The sequence below is a fragment of the Streptomyces sp. NPDC052225 genome, from assembly GCF_040679615.1.
Classification (GTDB): domain Bacteria; phylum Actinomycetota; class Actinomycetes; order Streptomycetales; family Streptomycetaceae; genus Streptomyces.
The window spans coordinates 72,096-84,870 of record NZ_JBFAVD010000022.1; the positions used below are offsets into that span (position 1 = coordinate 72,096).

The 12,775-nt window shown below is 71.0% G+C and carries 17 protein-coding genes; 10 read left to right on the forward strand and 7 right to left on the reverse strand.

Annotated features, from left to right (window positions below):
- Position 1 precedes the first annotated feature (1 nt).
- Entirely contained in the window at positions 2-625 is a 624-nt protein-coding gene (locus AB0L37_RS27950; protein ID WP_365511075.1) for a TetR family transcriptional regulator, read from the reverse strand.
- A gap of 134 nt (positions 626-759) precedes the next feature.
- Between AB0L37_RS27950 and AB0L37_RS27955 the strand changes: the two genes are divergently transcribed.
- The 3 genes from AB0L37_RS27955 (at position 760) to AB0L37_RS27965 (ending at position 2,487) form a co-directional block, all read left to right on the forward strand.
- Positions 760-918: a hypothetical protein gene (locus AB0L37_RS27955; RefSeq protein ID WP_365511078.1), complete on the forward strand. Its 159-nt coding sequence runs from the start codon at positions 760-762 to the stop codon at positions 916-918.
- A gap of 39 nt (positions 919-957) precedes the next feature.
- Entirely contained in the window at positions 958-1,239 is a 282-nt protein-coding gene (locus AB0L37_RS27960; RefSeq protein WP_365511081.1) for a DUF4190 domain-containing protein, read from the forward strand.
- A 78-nt stretch (positions 1,240-1,317) separates the two neighbouring features.
- Entirely contained in the window at positions 1,318-2,487 is a 1,170-nt protein-coding gene (locus tag AB0L37_RS27965) for a cysteine desulfurase family protein (protein WP_365511084.1), read from the forward strand.
- 74 nt (positions 2,488-2,561) lie between these two features.
- On the opposite strand, the gene AB0L37_RS27970 is transcribed toward AB0L37_RS27965, so the two are convergent.
- Complete coding sequence (locus AB0L37_RS27970; protein WP_365511087.1) at positions 2,562-3,245, reverse strand: peptidoglycan recognition family protein; 684 nt, start codon at positions 3,243-3,245, stop codon at positions 2,562-2,564.
- An 86-nt stretch (positions 3,246-3,331) separates the two neighbouring features.
- On the opposite strand from AB0L37_RS27970, the gene mnmA reads away from it, so the two are divergent.
- Positions 3,332-4,480 (forward strand): tRNA 2-thiouridine(34) synthase MnmA, encoded by a 1,149-nt coding sequence (gene mnmA / locus AB0L37_RS27975; protein WP_365511089.1) that lies wholly within the window; start codon positions 3,332-3,334, stop codon positions 4,478-4,480.
- A gap of 15 nt (positions 4,481-4,495) precedes the next feature.
- Here the strand turns inward: mnmA and AB0L37_RS27980 are convergent, their stop codons facing one another.
- From AB0L37_RS27980 to AB0L37_RS27990, 3 genes are read right to left on the reverse strand one after another with little or no spacing between them, the layout of a single operon-like run.
- Positions 4,496-4,714: a hypothetical protein gene (locus AB0L37_RS27980; RefSeq protein ID WP_365511092.1), complete on the reverse strand. Its 219-nt coding sequence runs from the start codon at positions 4,712-4,714 to the stop codon at positions 4,496-4,498.
- 29 nt (positions 4,715-4,743) lie between these two features.
- Entirely contained in the window at positions 4,744-5,868 is a 1,125-nt protein-coding gene (locus AB0L37_RS27985; protein WP_365511094.1) for a hypothetical protein, read from the reverse strand.
- Positions 5,865-6,176, reverse strand: a complete 312-nt coding sequence (locus AB0L37_RS27990) for a hypothetical protein (protein ID WP_365511097.1) — start codon at positions 6,174-6,176, stop codon at positions 5,865-5,867. Before AB0L37_RS27990 ends, AB0L37_RS27985 begins: the two co-directional genes overlap by 4 nt.
- Positions 6,177-6,391: 215 nt before the next feature.
- Between AB0L37_RS27990 and AB0L37_RS27995 the strand changes: the two genes are divergently transcribed.
- Positions 6,392-7,120 carry a hypothetical protein gene (locus AB0L37_RS27995; protein WP_365511100.1) on the forward strand — a complete coding sequence of 243 codons (729 nt, stop codon included), beginning with the start codon at positions 6,392-6,394 and terminating at the stop codon, positions 7,118-7,120.
- On the opposite strand, the gene AB0L37_RS28000 is transcribed toward AB0L37_RS27995, so the two are convergent.
- Together AB0L37_RS28000 and AB0L37_RS28005 are read right to left on the reverse strand one after the other, a co-directional pair.
- Positions 7,099-7,386 carry a hypothetical protein gene (locus tag AB0L37_RS28000; protein ID WP_365511103.1) on the reverse strand — a complete coding sequence of 96 codons (288 nt, stop codon included), beginning with the start codon at positions 7,384-7,386 and terminating at the stop codon, positions 7,099-7,101. The genes AB0L37_RS27995 and AB0L37_RS28000 overlap by 22 nt on opposite strands.
- A gap of 153 nt (positions 7,387-7,539) precedes the next feature.
- Positions 7,540-7,875, reverse strand: a complete 336-nt coding sequence (locus AB0L37_RS28005; RefSeq protein ID WP_365511106.1) for a DUF427 domain-containing protein — start codon at positions 7,873-7,875, stop codon at positions 7,540-7,542.
- 76 nt (positions 7,876-7,951) lie between these two features.
- On the opposite strand from AB0L37_RS28005, the gene AB0L37_RS28010 reads away from it, so the two are divergent.
- Genes AB0L37_RS28010 through ligA form a run of 5 tightly spaced genes read left to right on the forward strand, consistent with a single transcriptional unit; the run spans position 7,952 to position 12,772 of the window.
- Positions 7,952-8,497 (forward strand): TIGR00730 family Rossman fold protein, encoded by a 546-nt coding sequence (locus tag AB0L37_RS28010; RefSeq protein ID WP_365511109.1) that lies wholly within the window; start codon positions 7,952-7,954, stop codon positions 8,495-8,497.
- Positions 8,498-8,504: 7 nt separating this feature from the next.
- Complete coding sequence (locus AB0L37_RS28015) at positions 8,505-9,203, forward strand: SDR family oxidoreductase (RefSeq protein ID WP_365511112.1); 699 nt, start codon at positions 8,505-8,507, stop codon at positions 9,201-9,203.
- A 1-nt stretch (position 9,204) separates the two neighbouring features.
- On the forward strand, positions 9,205-9,462 hold the full coding sequence (locus tag AB0L37_RS28020; protein ID WP_365511114.1) for a hypothetical protein: 258 nt from the start codon (positions 9,205-9,207) through the stop codon (positions 9,460-9,462).
- A gap of 37 nt (positions 9,463-9,499) precedes the next feature.
- Entirely contained in the window at positions 9,500-10,513 is a 1,014-nt protein-coding gene (locus AB0L37_RS28025; RefSeq protein WP_365511117.1) for a methionine synthase, read from the forward strand.
- 42 nt (positions 10,514-10,555) lie between these two features.
- Entirely contained in the window at positions 10,556-12,772 is a 2,217-nt protein-coding gene (gene ligA, locus AB0L37_RS28030) for an NAD-dependent DNA ligase LigA (RefSeq protein WP_365511120.1), read from the forward strand.
- The last annotated feature ends 3 nt before the right edge of the window (positions 12,773-12,775 follow it).

Sequence of the window (12,775 nt, forward strand, 5' to 3'; positions counted from 1 at the left end):
CTCATGACGGATCTCTCCAGTGTCTGCGCCCGAGGCTCACCAGACGCATCTGGCGCTCCGCCAGATCCCGCATCCGGTCCCGGTCGCGGTCCGCCGTGACCAGGAACTCCGACGCCGTCATCACCATGTGGTCGACGTACAGCCGGGCCAGCATCAACAGGTCGTCGGTGCTCCAGCCGGCCGACTCGGGGTCGAGGGCGAGGGCGTCGCGCACCTCCTCGGTGAACTGCCCGAGCTGCGCGCCGATCGCCTCGCGCACCCGCTGCACGCCGCCGTGCCGCTCACGCGCGATGAAACGGACGTGCGCGGGGTACGCGTCGACGTGGCGGACGATCAACTCGACGGCGCGCGCGATGCGTTCCTCGCTGTCCCCGGTCGCCGCCAGGGTCTCGCGGATCACCCCGTGCAGACTGCCGAGCGCCTCTTCGACCAGGGCGACGCCGAGGTCGGCCGTGCTGTCGAAGTGCCGGTAGAAGGCGGTCGGGGCCACGCCCACGGCGCGCGTGACCTCGCGCAGGCCCAGGCTGCTGAGGCTCTGCTCCTCCAGGAGCTCCAACGCGGCGTCCAGGAGCGCCTGCCGGGTCTTCTGCTTCTGTGCCTGCCGGATGCCGAGGGTGTGACTCATGTCATCCAGTTAACAACTGTTCTCCGTAATGGGGAAGGCGTACGTCGAGCTAGACTCGTCAGTCAGTGAACAGTTGTAACCCAATGAACCGTCGACTCGACGACCCATTGACTCAACGACTCTGAGAGGTCTCCATGCTGTTCCTCGTAGCGGCCCTGCTGCTCCTGGGCTTCGCTCTCGGCACCGTGGCCCACGCGCCACTGTCCTTCACGCTCGTCGCGGCCGCCGTCATCGGCGTCTGGCTGACCGTCTTCGCGCTCCGCGAGCGCCACGCGCGCCGCCACCAGCACTGACGCCGGCTCGAACCGCTTTCTCGAACAGGGGGTACCACCATGCAGCTCACCGCCGAACCCGGGACCCAGGCCCGCCCCACCGGCCGCAGGGACACCGACGGCATGGCCGTCGCGTCGTTCGTCCTCGGTCTGATCGGCCTGCTCGTCCTGAACGTCTTCCTCGGCCCCGTCGCCATCGCCCTGGCGAGCCTGGCCCTGTGGCGCGGCACCGCGCGACGCGGCCGCGCCCTGCTCGGACTCGGCCTCGGCATCGCCGACCTCGTCGTGCTCGGCGCCCTCATCGCCGCCGACGGCACGCTCTCCTGGAGCATCGCGGGCTGACCCGGATGCCCTCCGCGTGGGACGGGACCCCACGCGGCGGCAGAGGCACGCCCGATGGCTCGTAGAATCGAGCCCATCATGGCCTACCTCGACCACGCCGCGACCACTCCGATGCTCCCGGAGGCCGTCGAGGTGATGACCGCCCAGCTCGCCGTCACCGGCAACGCCTCCTCCCTGCACGCCGCGGGCCGCCGCGCCCGCCGCACCGTCGAGGAGTCCCGCGAGACCCTCGCCGCCTCGCTCGGCGCCCGCCCCAGCGAGGTCGTGTTCACCTCCGGTGGCACCGAGGCCGACAACCTCGCCGTGAAGGGCCTGTACTGGGCCCGCCGCGCCGCCGACCCGGCCCGCACCCGCGTCCTCGCCAGCCCCGTCGAGCACCACGCCGTCCTCGACGCCGTGCACTGGCTCGCCGAGCACGAGGGCGCCGTCGTGGAGTACCTGCCGGTCGACACGTACGGCCGCGTCCACGCCGAGGCGCTGCGGGCGGCGATCGAGCGCAACCCCGACGACGTCGCCCTCGCCACGGTCATGTGGGCCAACAACGAGATCGGTACGATCCAGCCGGTGCGCGAACTCGCCGACGTGGCAGGGGAGTTCGACATCCCGCTGCACGCGGACGCGGTCCAGGCATTCGGCCAGATCCCGGTCGACTTCGCCGCCTCCGGGCTCGCCGCGATGACGGTCTCGGGCCACAAGGTCGGCGGCCCGTACGGCATCGGCGCGCTGCTGCTCGGCCGCGAGTACACCCCCGTCCCCGTCCTGCACGGCGGCGGCCAGGAACGCCATGTGCGCTCCGGCACCCTCGACGTGCCCGCGATCGCCGCCTTCGCCACGGCGGGCAGGCTCGCCGCCGAGCAGCGCGACCGGTTCGCCCGCGAGATCGGCGCCCTGCGCGACGAACTCGTCGACGCCGTCCGCGCGGCCGTCCCCGAGGCGATCCTCGGCGGCGACCCGGCCCCCGGCGGCCGGCTCCCCGCCAACGCCCACTTCACCTTCCCCGGCTGCGAGGGCGACTCGCTCCTGCTGCTCCTCGACGCCCAGGGCATCGAGTGCTCCACGGGCTCGGCCTGCACGGCCGGCATCGCCCAGCCCAGCCACGTCCTCCTCGCCACCGGCACGTCCCCGGACCTGGCCCGCGGCACGCTCCGCTTCTCCCTCGGCCATACGTCGACCAAGGCGGACGTGGACGAGGTGGCGGCGGCGATCGGCCCGGCGGTGGAACGCGCGCGGTCGGCGGGCCTGAGCTGAGGCCTGTCCGTGCGCGGGCCTGAGCTGAGGCCTGTCCGCGCGCGGGCCTGAGCTGAGGCCTGTCGGCGTGCGGGTCAGGCCTTCGCGGAGCCGGCCCGCTTGTGGGCGGCCCGCACCAGCCGCATATAGCGGTCCCAGTCCCAGTGCGGCCCCGGATCGGTGTGATCCGTCCCCGGCACCTCCACATGCCCGATCACATGCTCGCGGTCCGGCGGGAACCCGTACCGCCTGCATATCTCGGCGGTCAGCCGGGCCGACGCCTCGTACATGGCGTCGGTGAAGTCCTCCGGCCGGTCCACGAACCCCTCGTGCTCGATCCCGACACTGCGCTGGTTGTAGTCCTTGTTCCCCGCGTGGAACGCCACGTCCAGCTCGCGGATCATCTGCGCTATGTGCCCGTCCTTGCGGACCACGTAATGGGCCGCGGCCCCGTGCCAGGGATCCTTGAACACCCGCAGCGTGCTGCTGTAACTCCCCTGTGTGACATGCACGATGACGCGGTCGATCGGATAGTCGGCGGGCCGGTCCGCCCGCCGCCAGTTCGCCGCCGCGGCCGCCACCCACTGCGCGCCCTTGAAGTCCACCGCACCGGCCGTGCGCGGCTTGTCGACGCCCGGCACCTGCCACCACATGTGCGCGAGATCGCTGCGCGCGAGCAGCCCGACGCCGACCGCCGCCGCGGCCCCGCCGATGAACAGGGTCCGCCTGCTCACCCCGCGATCGCGGTCCCCGCCCTTCCCCGCCCCCTGCTTCCCCACGAGACCCCCCGCCGTTTCTCCCGTACGAGATCCACAACGCATATTCGAGCGGAGCGGTTCCCGCGGCGCCGTACCCTAGGAGGGCTATGACTTCCCAGACTCCGCAGCAGCCCGCCGCCCCCGAGAAGGGCCGCCCCCTCCGCGTCCTCGCCGCCATGTCAGGCGGCGTCGACTCCGCCGTGGCCGCGGCCCGCGCCGCGGAAGCGGGGCACGACGTGACAGGCGTCCACCTGGCCCTGTCCGCGAACCCCCAATCCTTCCGTACGGGCGCGCGCGGCTGTTGCACCATCGAGGACTCCCGCGACGCGCGCCGCGCGGCGGACGTCATCGGCATCCCCTTCTACGTCTGGGACCTGGCGGACCGCTTCCGCGAGGACGTCGTGGAGGACTTCATCGCCGAGTACGAGGCCGGGCGCACGCCCAACCCCTGCCTGCGCTGCAACGAAAAGATCAAGTTCGCGGCGCTCCTGGACAAGGCCCTCGCCCTCGGCTTCGACGCGGTCTGCACGGGCCACTACGCGCAAGTGATCGTCAACGAAGCCGGCGACCGCGAACTCCACCGCGCGACCGACATGGCCAAGGACCAGTCCTACGTCCTCGGCGTCCTGGACGACCGCCAGCTCGCCCACGCGATGTTCCCCCTGGGCGACACGGAGACAACCAAGGACGAGATCCGCGCGGAGGCCGAACGCCGGGGCCTGGCGGTCGCCAAGAAGCCCGACTCCCACGACATCTGCTTCATCGCGGACGGCGACACCCAGGGCTTCCTCGCCTCGCGCCTCGGCAAGTCCGAGGGCGACATCGTCGACGAGTCGGGGACCAAGCTCGGCACCCACGAGGGCGCCTACGGCTACACCATCGGCCAGCGCAAGGGCCTGCGCATCGGCACCCCCGCCCCCGACGGCAAGCCCCGCTACGTCCTCGACATCTCCCCGGTCAACAACACGGTCACGGTGGGCCCGGCGGCGTCCCTGGACGTCACGACCCTGACCGCGATCAAGCCCCGTTGGTGCGGCGCGGCCCCGACCGGCCCCGGCACCTACACGGCCCAACTCCGCGCCCACGGAGGCGAGACGGAGGCCACGGCCGAACTGGTGGACGACACCCTGCAAGTGTCCTTCACAGAGCCGGTCCGGGGGGTCGCCCCCGGCCAGGCGATCGTCCTGTACGACGGGACGCGGGTGGTGGGGTCGGCGACCATTGCCAGTACGGGGCGGGTGGGGGCCGGGGTGTGACGCGACGGGCCGCACTCAGCGTTGGTTTCGCCGTACGCTGTGCAGCCCGTAGGCGGCGGTGGCGGCGCATGTGACCATCAGAGCCGCCCCGGCCCAGGAGAACCGTCCTCGGACGGCGGAGATGAGAACAGGGATCGCCACCAGAGCGGCCATGCCTGCCAGACGCTTGGCGAACCTCTCCACCTGGCGATTAGCCCTCGCCAGGTCCGGATTGTTCTGCTCTTCGAGATTCACGGGGCGCTGCTCCTGTATGTGGATGACGGTTACACGATGGCGTTGTCGTACGGCTTGCCGACGACGTGGAAATTATTGAGATCATGGCTGATCTTTGCTGTGATGGCGCCGGAAAGGGCCGTGGTCGCAGTGACACGCAGGAGCAGTTTCTCGTACTGCTTGATGATTTCGCCGTACCGCTCGATCATCGCCGATACGCGTTGTGCAACGACGGTTGCGCCGACGAACGTGGCAAAGATGCCGACCCCGGTAGTGGCTGCTGCTGCCGAGGCGGCACCCGTCAGGGCGGCCTGTAACGCAGCATCGCAGATGTAGGCCATGGCGCTCTTGACAAGGTCGGCAAAGGCGAAGACGGAAGCCGCGATGCCGGTGTAGTGGTCCCGCAGAGAATGAAAGGCGTCTCTCGCTGATTCGAGATTTCTTGCCAACTTCTCGAAATACTTCCATGCGGCGTCTGCGGCATTCCCTTTCCATGTCAGTCCCAGGACCTCGTTGCCGTGGCGAATGTTTACCGCACTGTCGGCGCAGAAATCTCCCAGGCAGTTCCATGCGTCGGCGCACTCCGTGTAGCTCTGCCAATCTCCTGAAAGCCGATTGGAAAGGCCGCCGAGGATGTCGAAGTCGAAGGCCAGTTTCAGACCTTCGTTCACCAAAGTGGAGGGGCTGGCCATATCGAAGAGGGAACCCGCAGTCTTGCTGACGGGAGCGAACTGGAGCTCGTTCAGATGGCCTTGAACCCAGCCGTCTGCACTGCCGACCGGTTTCAGTCGACCGATGGCTTCGCACGCGTCGCGGAACGTCGCGCTTCCGGCCGGGCGGCTGCGAGGAATCGCTACGGCTCTCTTGGTCGTGGGGTAGGACGCATCGAGCTTGCGCGCCTGTTCCAGGTCAACCGCCTCGTACCAGGTGGCCGTCTTCTTCAGCTCTTGGTGAGACGCGCCAAGGATTGCTTCGAACCGGTCGATGACGGCTCTGGCCTTCTCCACAATCTGCGTGTGATCGCTGAACAGCGTGGTCCAGAGATCGGCGGAACACCCGGCGTCGACCGCGGTGTTGCTGTTGAGGTAGGCGCGCGCGCTGCCGAAGTCTCCGCAGGCTCGATGGACCAGGCCCGCGTACCCGGTCAGATCGCTCGGCACGACGGCGAGGGTCATGACTGGCTCTCCCGCCTCATACGAACCCGCTCCTCCGCAACCTGCCGCTCGCCCTCCCGGGCCAACGCCTCCCGTTCCGTGTCCGGCATCGACTCCCACCGCCTCCGGAAATCCGCCCCCTGGTCGATCACGGCCTCCGCGTACGCCGGGATTTCCGTGGCCGCGCGCAGGCCGACGCGGCCCGAGAGCACCTCTCTCGCCATCTCCTGGAGGACCGGGCCGCGGGCGCCTTCCTGGAAGACTTCGAGCGCCTTGCGTAAGAGGCGTTGCTGAACGGGGTCGTCGGTCAGGTCCAGGTCGGCGCGCACGTGTACTCCTCGGTGGGGGGGAGGCTGGGAGTCCGGGAGAGTAGTGGGCGGGGCGGGGGTGCCCGGGCCGGCGCGTGGGGGCGGAGAAACGTTGTCGCCCAGGGGGCACGGCGCCAGGGCGCGTCACCTGGGAGCGGTAGGGGTGGGTGCGCGCCCGGTTGACGGGGTGCGGTGCCCGAGATGCGGAGTGATCGGGCCGGTGATCGGATCGACGCATGGTGAGGCCCGAACCGAGCGCCGGGATCCTGGTCACCTCCCGGCCGCTCGACGAGTACTGCGGACTGTTCGGGCTGACCCGCCGCGCCCTGTGCGCAGCCCTGGGGGCCGGACCGCTGCTCGACTGTCCGGGCGGGGCGGCCGCCTTGGTCGCCGAGGTGCGGCAGCTGGGCGGGCGGGCCGTCGCGGTGGACCCGGAGTACGCGCGGATGGCGACGGTGACGGGGCGCGCGCTGGCCGGCCGGGACGCGATGGCCGTCCACATCGACACCGCCCCGGAGATCTCGGCGGCCGCGCTGAGCGGCCGGCCCGAGGCGTATCTGCGCAGCTGGGACCGGGCGCGTGAGCTGTTCGCGGCCGACGCGGCCGAGCATCCCGACGATTACGTCGCCGCCGCGCTGCCTCAACTACCGTTCCGCAGCGGGACGTTCGGGATCACGCTCAGCAGCTATCTGCTCTTCGCCTATCCCGAGGTCTTCAGCCCGGCCGACCAGCTCGCCGGACTGCTCGAACTGGTCCGGGTCACCGCGCCCGGCAGCGAGGTGCGCGTGTATCCGCTGCACGACTCCAGAGGGCGCCGCACGCCCCATCTGGCCCGCATCCGCCACAGCCTCGGCCGCCACCGGGTCACGAGCTCCCTGCTCCGCGTCCCCGGCCCGGGCGGGCGCAGACCCCGTACCGTGCTGGTCCTGAGACGAGCCGCCGGTCAGACCCGGCCCTGTAGGTAGTGCTGGAGCACCGCCCCCAGTTCGCCGCTCCACGCCGGCACCTGCGACCTGCGCCGGGCGCGGACCTGGCACGCGAAGACCGGCCCTTCGACCGTCACCGCCGTCACCGAGAGCCCCGAGGGCAGCGGCTGGAAGTGCACCGTACGGAGCTGAGCCCACGGCAGGTCGATGGCGTGCGGGCCCTGTTCGAAGTGGGCGCCTTCGGCGTCGATGACCAGGCCGTTGTACTCGTCGGCGGCCACGAACTCGGGGCCGGGCACGGGCATGTGCGCCGGGGGAGGGGGCGGGGCGGGCTGGAACGCCGGGGGCGGGGCCCCGAAACCGCCTGCCGGCCCGCTCTGTTGCCCGTATCCGTGCGTCACGCCCACCCAGCTCCTCGCCGTGCTCCGCGGGCCGCTACGTAGGGGCCCGTTCGGCTCTTATCCCACCACCTCCACCTCGTAGAAGCACAAGTGGTCCTTAATGGCGGCCACTTCGGCCTTGGGCTCCGGGTAGGCCCATACGAGGTCCTTCGCGTCGGAAGGCGTGGTGAGCGACCAGTAGGACGCCGTTCCCTTGAAGGGGCAGTAAGTAGTCGTCTCCGAGGGGGTGAGGAGGTCGGTGCGCACGTCCTGCGGCGGGATGTAGTAGCGCACCGGACAGCCGGTCTCGCGCAGCAGCAGAGGACGGGCGCTCTCGGCGAGCACCTGCCCGTCCCGGACGACGCGCACGCGCTGCGCACCCTGTTCGATCGTGATCGTGTGTCCATCAGCCATACGGGGTTCAGCGCTCACCGGGGCCGCGTTCTTCCCGCCTCCGGGGGCCCGCACGCGCGGTCGTACGGTAGAGGCCATGAACATCTGCGTCTTCCTCTCCGCCGCCGACCTCGACGACCGCTACACCCGCCCCGCCCGCGAATTCGCCGAGCTGCTCGGCAAGGGCGGGCACACGCTCGTGTGGGGCGGCTCCGAGAGCGGGCTCATGAAGGTCGTCGCCGACGGCGTGCACGAGGCCGGCGGGCGGCTCGTGGGGGTGTCCGTGGACTTCCTGGCCGCCAAGGCGCGGGTGGTCGCCGAGCCGGACGAGATGGTCGTCGCGAAGGACCTCGCCGAGCGCAAGGCGCTGCTCCTGGAGAAGGCCGACGCGGTCGTGATCATGGTCGGCGGTACGGGGACGCTCGACGAGGCCACCGAGATCCTCGAACTGAAGAAGCACGGGAAGACCGACAAGCCGATCGTGCTGCTGAACTCCGCGGGCTTCTACGACGGGCTCAAGGAGCAGTTCCGCCGCATGGAGGACGAGGGGTTCCTGCCGGTTCCACTGACTGACCTGGTGTTCTTCGCCGAGGAGCCGGTCGGCGCCCTGGCCTACCTCGAGGAGTCGCGCGGCATCGAGTAGTGCGAGCATGGCGGCCATGGCTACCCATGTGATCACCGGCGCCGGTTCCGGAATCGGCGCCGCCGTCGCCCGCCGGCTGCACGCGCGCGGCGACGAACTCTTCCTCCACGCGCGCGACGCGGGCCGTGCCAAGGAGCTCGCCGCCGAGTTCCCCGGCGCCCGCACGCTCGTCGGCGACCTCGCCGACCCGGACAAGCTGTCGTGGGCGTTCTCGCACCAGACGTTGCCCGACCGGATCGACTCGCTGCTGCACATCGCCGGCGTCGTCGACCTCGGGCCGGTCGGCGAGCTGACCCCGAAGACCTGGCGGCACCAGCTCAACGTCAACCTCGTCGCCCCGGCCGAGCTGACCCGCCACTTCCTGCCCCAACTCCGCGTCGCCCAGGGCCATGTGGTGTTCGTGAACTCGGGCGCGGGGCTCAACGCCCACGCCGACTGGTCCGCGTACGCCGCTTCCAAGCACGGCCTGAAGGCCCTCGCCGACTCGCTGCGCCACGAGGAGCACGGCAACGGTGTACGCGTCACCTCCGTGTACCCCGGCCGCACCGCGAGCCCCATGCAGGCCAAGGTCCACCGGCAGGAGGGCAAGGAGTACGACGCCGCCCGCTGGATCGACCCGGAGTCCGTCGCCACGACGATCGTGATGGCGCTCGACCTGCCGCACGACGCCGAGGTCAACGACCTGACGGTCCGCCCGGGCCGCTGACGTGCTGCCCACGGGGGAGACCGCGATCCGCGCGTGGCCCGACGGCGTCCGGGGGCGCGCGGAGGCCGCCGTGCTGCCGGCCGGGCGCCCGGTCCGCGCCGAGGTGTACGACGCCGACGCGCTCGCCGAACTGCGCGCCCTCACGAGCACCGGCGGGTTCGCGGACGGCATCTGCCGCTGCCCAGGCGGCACGACCCTCGACCTCGCCGACCGGGGCGGCCTGCGCGGGTTCCCGGAGCGGGTCGGCGCCACCTGCTGATGGCAGGTCGCCGCGGCGCGTTACGTACCCTTCCGGGGTGAGCGAAAAGAGCGACTTCAAGTGGGGACCGGCCACCGGCGTCGGTTCCATGCCCGGGGGTGACGCCCGGGAGGCCGCCAAGACCGTCACGGGCAGTTTCGAGGACTTCCCCTTCCTCGCCGAGCTGCCCGCGCGCGGGCCCGGCGCCGACATGATCGGGCGCACCGCCGGATTGCTCGTCGACGTCTACGCGCGCGTGGAGCCCAGCGGCTGGCGCGTCGGTGACCGGCCGGGCCGGGACACCAAGCGGGCCCGGTCGTGGCTCGGCGAGGACCTGGACGCGCTGGAGGAGTTCACGCAGGGCTACGAGGGCCCGCTGAAGGTGCAGGTCGTCGGGCCGTGGACGCTCGCCGCCGCCCTGGAGCTGAGGAACGGCGAGTCCGCGCTCTCGGACCCGGGCGCGTGCCGCGACCTCGCCGCCTCGCTCGCGGAGGGGCTGCGCGAGCACCTCGCCGACGTACGGCGCCGGGTGCCCGGCGCGCAGCTCGTCCTCCAGCTCGACGAGCCGTCCCTCATCGCGGTCCTGCGCGGGCAGATCAAGACGGCCAGCACCTACCGCACCCACCGCGCCGTCGACCGGCAGGTCGTCGAGAGCGCGCTGCGCGACGTGATGGGGGTGCACAGCGGCGACGGCGGGCCCGTCGTCGTGCACTCCTGCGCCCCTGACGTCCCGTTCGCGCTGCTGCGCCGCTCCGGCGCCGACGCGGTCTCCTTCGACTTCTCCCTGCTCACCGAGCGTGACGACGACACGATCGGGGAGGCCGTCGAGGCGGGCACGAAGCTCTTCGCCGGTGTCGTGCCGGGCGTGGACGGCCCGTTGTCGGACCCTGCCGGTAGCGTCATGGGTGTCAGGACGCTGTGGCGCAGGCTGGGGCTGCATCCGGGCTCCCTCGCGGAGTCGGTCGTGGTCACCCCGTCGTGCGGCCTCGCGGGCGCCTCACCGGCGTACGCCCGCGCGGCACTCGCCCACTGCGCCCGGGCGGCGAGATCACTCGCGGACAACCCTGAGTGACCGGGCAGACAGGCTGACTGAGGCTAACGGGAGGACGAGACGGTGGCTGCGGCAAGCGCGGACAACACGGCAGGGGCGAAGGGCCCCGTGCCCGCCGAGGCGCGGGACGAGCACGCCCGGATCGCCGAGCAGATCGAGGAGCACCGCTTCCGGTACTACGTGAACGACGCGCCCGTCGTCTCGGACGCCGACTTCGACAAGCTCCTGCGCTCTCTGGAGGCGCTGGAGGAGACGTACCCGGAGCTGCGCACACCGGACTCGCCGACGCAGAAGGTCGCGGGGAACTACGAGACGGAGTTCACGTCCGTAGAGCACCGCGAGCGCATGCTCTCCCTCGACAACGCCTTCGACGACGCGGAGTTGGCGGCCTGGGCCGACCGCGTCGCCAAGGATGTCGGCGCCCCCGGCTACCACTTCCTGTGCGAGCTGAAGGTCGACGGCCTCGCCGTCAACCTCACGTACGAGAACGGGCGGCTCACGCGCGCGGCGACGCGCGGTGACGGCCGCGTCGGCGAGGACATCACGCCCAACGTCCGCACGATCGCCGAGATCCCCGACCGCCTCAAGGGCGACCGCATCCCCGCCCTCGTCGAGATCCGCGGCGAGGTCTTCTTCCCCATGGAGAAGTTCGAGGAGCTGAACGCGCGGCTGGTGGAGGCCGGCGACAAGCCCTTCGCCAACCCCCGTAACGCGGCGGCGGGTTCGCTGCGCCAGAAGGACCCGCGCGTCACGGCGACCCGTCCGCTGCACATGGTCGTCCACGGCATCGGCGCCCGCGAGGGCTTCGACATCGACCGCCTCTCGCAGGCCTACGACCTGCTGCACGAATGGGGCCTGCCCACCGCGAAGCACAACAAGGTGGTCGACGACCTCAAGGGCGTACGGGAGTTCATCGCGTACTTCGGGGAGCACCGCCACTCCGTGGAGCACGAGATCGACGGCGCCGTCGTCAAGCTCGACGAGATCCCGCTCCAGGGCCGCCTCGGCTCCACGGCGCGCGCCCCGCGCTGGGCCATCGCCTGGAAGTTCCCGCCCGAAGAGGTCAACACCAAGCTGGTCAACATCCGCGTGGGCGTGGGCCGTACGGGCCGCGTCACCCCGTACGCGCAGGTGGAGCCGGTGACGGTGGCGGGCTCCGAGGTCGAGTTCGCGACCCTGCACAACCAGGAGGTCGTCAAGAAGAAGGGCGTCCTCATCGGGGACACGGTCGTCATCCGCAAGGCCGGTGACGTCATCCCCGAGATCCTCGGCCCCGTCGCCGACCTGCGCGACGGCAGCGAGTACGAGTTCGTGATGCCCGCCGAGTGCCCCGAGTGCGGCACGCCGCTGCGGGCCATGAAGGAGGGGGACATCGACCTGCGGTGTCCCAACGCCCGTACGTGTCCCGCCCAGTTGCGGGAGCGGCTGTTCTACCTCGGCGGCCGTCAGTGCCTCGACATCGAGAACTTCGGGGCGGTCGCCGCCGCCGCGCTGACCGCGCCCCTGGAGCCCGCCGAGCCGCCGCTCACCGACGAGGGCGACCTCTTCGACCTCACCATCGAGCAGCTCCTGCCCATCAAGGCGTACGTCCTCGACCCCGACAGCGGGCTGCCCAAGCGCGACCCGAAGTCCGGTGAGGACAAGGTCGTCACGGTCTTCGCCAACCAGAAGGGCGAGCCGAAGAAGAACGCGCTGGCGATGCTGGAGAACATCGCGGCCGCCAAGGACCGTCCGCTGGCCCGCGTCATCAACGGCCTGTCGATCCGGCACGTCGGACCGGTCGCCGCCGAGGCGCTGGCCCGCGAGTTCCGCTCCATCGACCGCATCGACCAGGCCACCGAGGAGGAGCTCGCCGCGACCGACGGCGTCGGCGGGATCATCGCCGCCTCCGTGAAGCAGTGGTTCGCCGAGGACTGGCACCGCGAGATCCTGCGCAAGTGGCGCGAGGCCGGGGTGCGCATGGAGGAGGAGGGCGCGGGCGAGGACGAGGGGCCGCGGCCGCTCGAAGGACTCACCGTCGTCGTCACCGGCACGCTCCAGAAGTTCACCAGGGACGGCGCCAAGGAGGCCCTCCAGACCAGAGGCGCCAAGGTGACCGGTTCCGTTTCCAAGAAGACCTCTTTCGTGGTCGTCGGGGAGAACCCTGGTTCGAAGTACGACAAGGCCATGCAGGTGAAGGTTCCGGTTCTGGACGAGGACGGGTTCGCCGTACTCCTCGAACAGGGGCCGGAAGCAGCCGCCGAAGTGGCACTTCCCGCCGAAGAGCCGACCGAGGAGTAGCGG

Coding starts and splice junctions, on each gene's coding strand:
- AB0L37_RS27950 (WP_365511075.1), bottom strand. CDS start 625: ATGAGTCACACCCTCGGCATCCGGCAGGCACAGAAGCAGAAGACCCGG.
- AB0L37_RS27955 (WP_365511078.1), top strand. CDS start 760: ATGCTGTTCCTCGTAGCGGCCCTGCTGCTCCTGGGCTTCGCTCTCGGC.
- AB0L37_RS27960 (WP_365511081.1), top strand. CDS start 958: ATGCAGCTCACCGCCGAACCCGGGACCCAGGCCCGCCCCACCGGCCGC.
- AB0L37_RS27965 (WP_365511084.1), top strand. CDS start 1,318: ATGGCCTACCTCGACCACGCCGCGACCACTCCGATGCTCCCGGAGGCC.
- mnmA (WP_365511089.1), top strand. CDS start 3,332: ATGACTTCCCAGACTCCGCAGCAGCCCGCCGCCCCCGAGAAGGGCCGC.
- AB0L37_RS27985 (WP_365511094.1), bottom strand. CDS start 5,868: ATGACCCTCGCCGTCGTGCCGAGCGATCTGACCGGGTACGCGGGCCTG.
- AB0L37_RS27995 (WP_365511100.1), top strand. CDS start 6,392: ATGGTGAGGCCCGAACCGAGCGCCGGGATCCTGGTCACCTCCCGGCCG.
- AB0L37_RS28000 (WP_365511103.1), bottom strand. CDS start 7,386: ATGCCCGTGCCCGGCCCCGAGTTCGTGGCCGCCGACGAGTACAACGGC.
- AB0L37_RS28005 (WP_365511106.1), bottom strand. CDS start 7,875: ATGGCTGATGGACACACGATCACGATCGAACAGGGTGCGCAGCGCGTG.
- AB0L37_RS28010 (WP_365511109.1), top strand. CDS start 7,952: ATGAACATCTGCGTCTTCCTCTCCGCCGCCGACCTCGACGACCGCTAC.
- AB0L37_RS28015 (WP_365511112.1), top strand. CDS start 8,505: ATGGCGGCCATGGCTACCCATGTGATCACCGGCGCCGGTTCCGGAATC.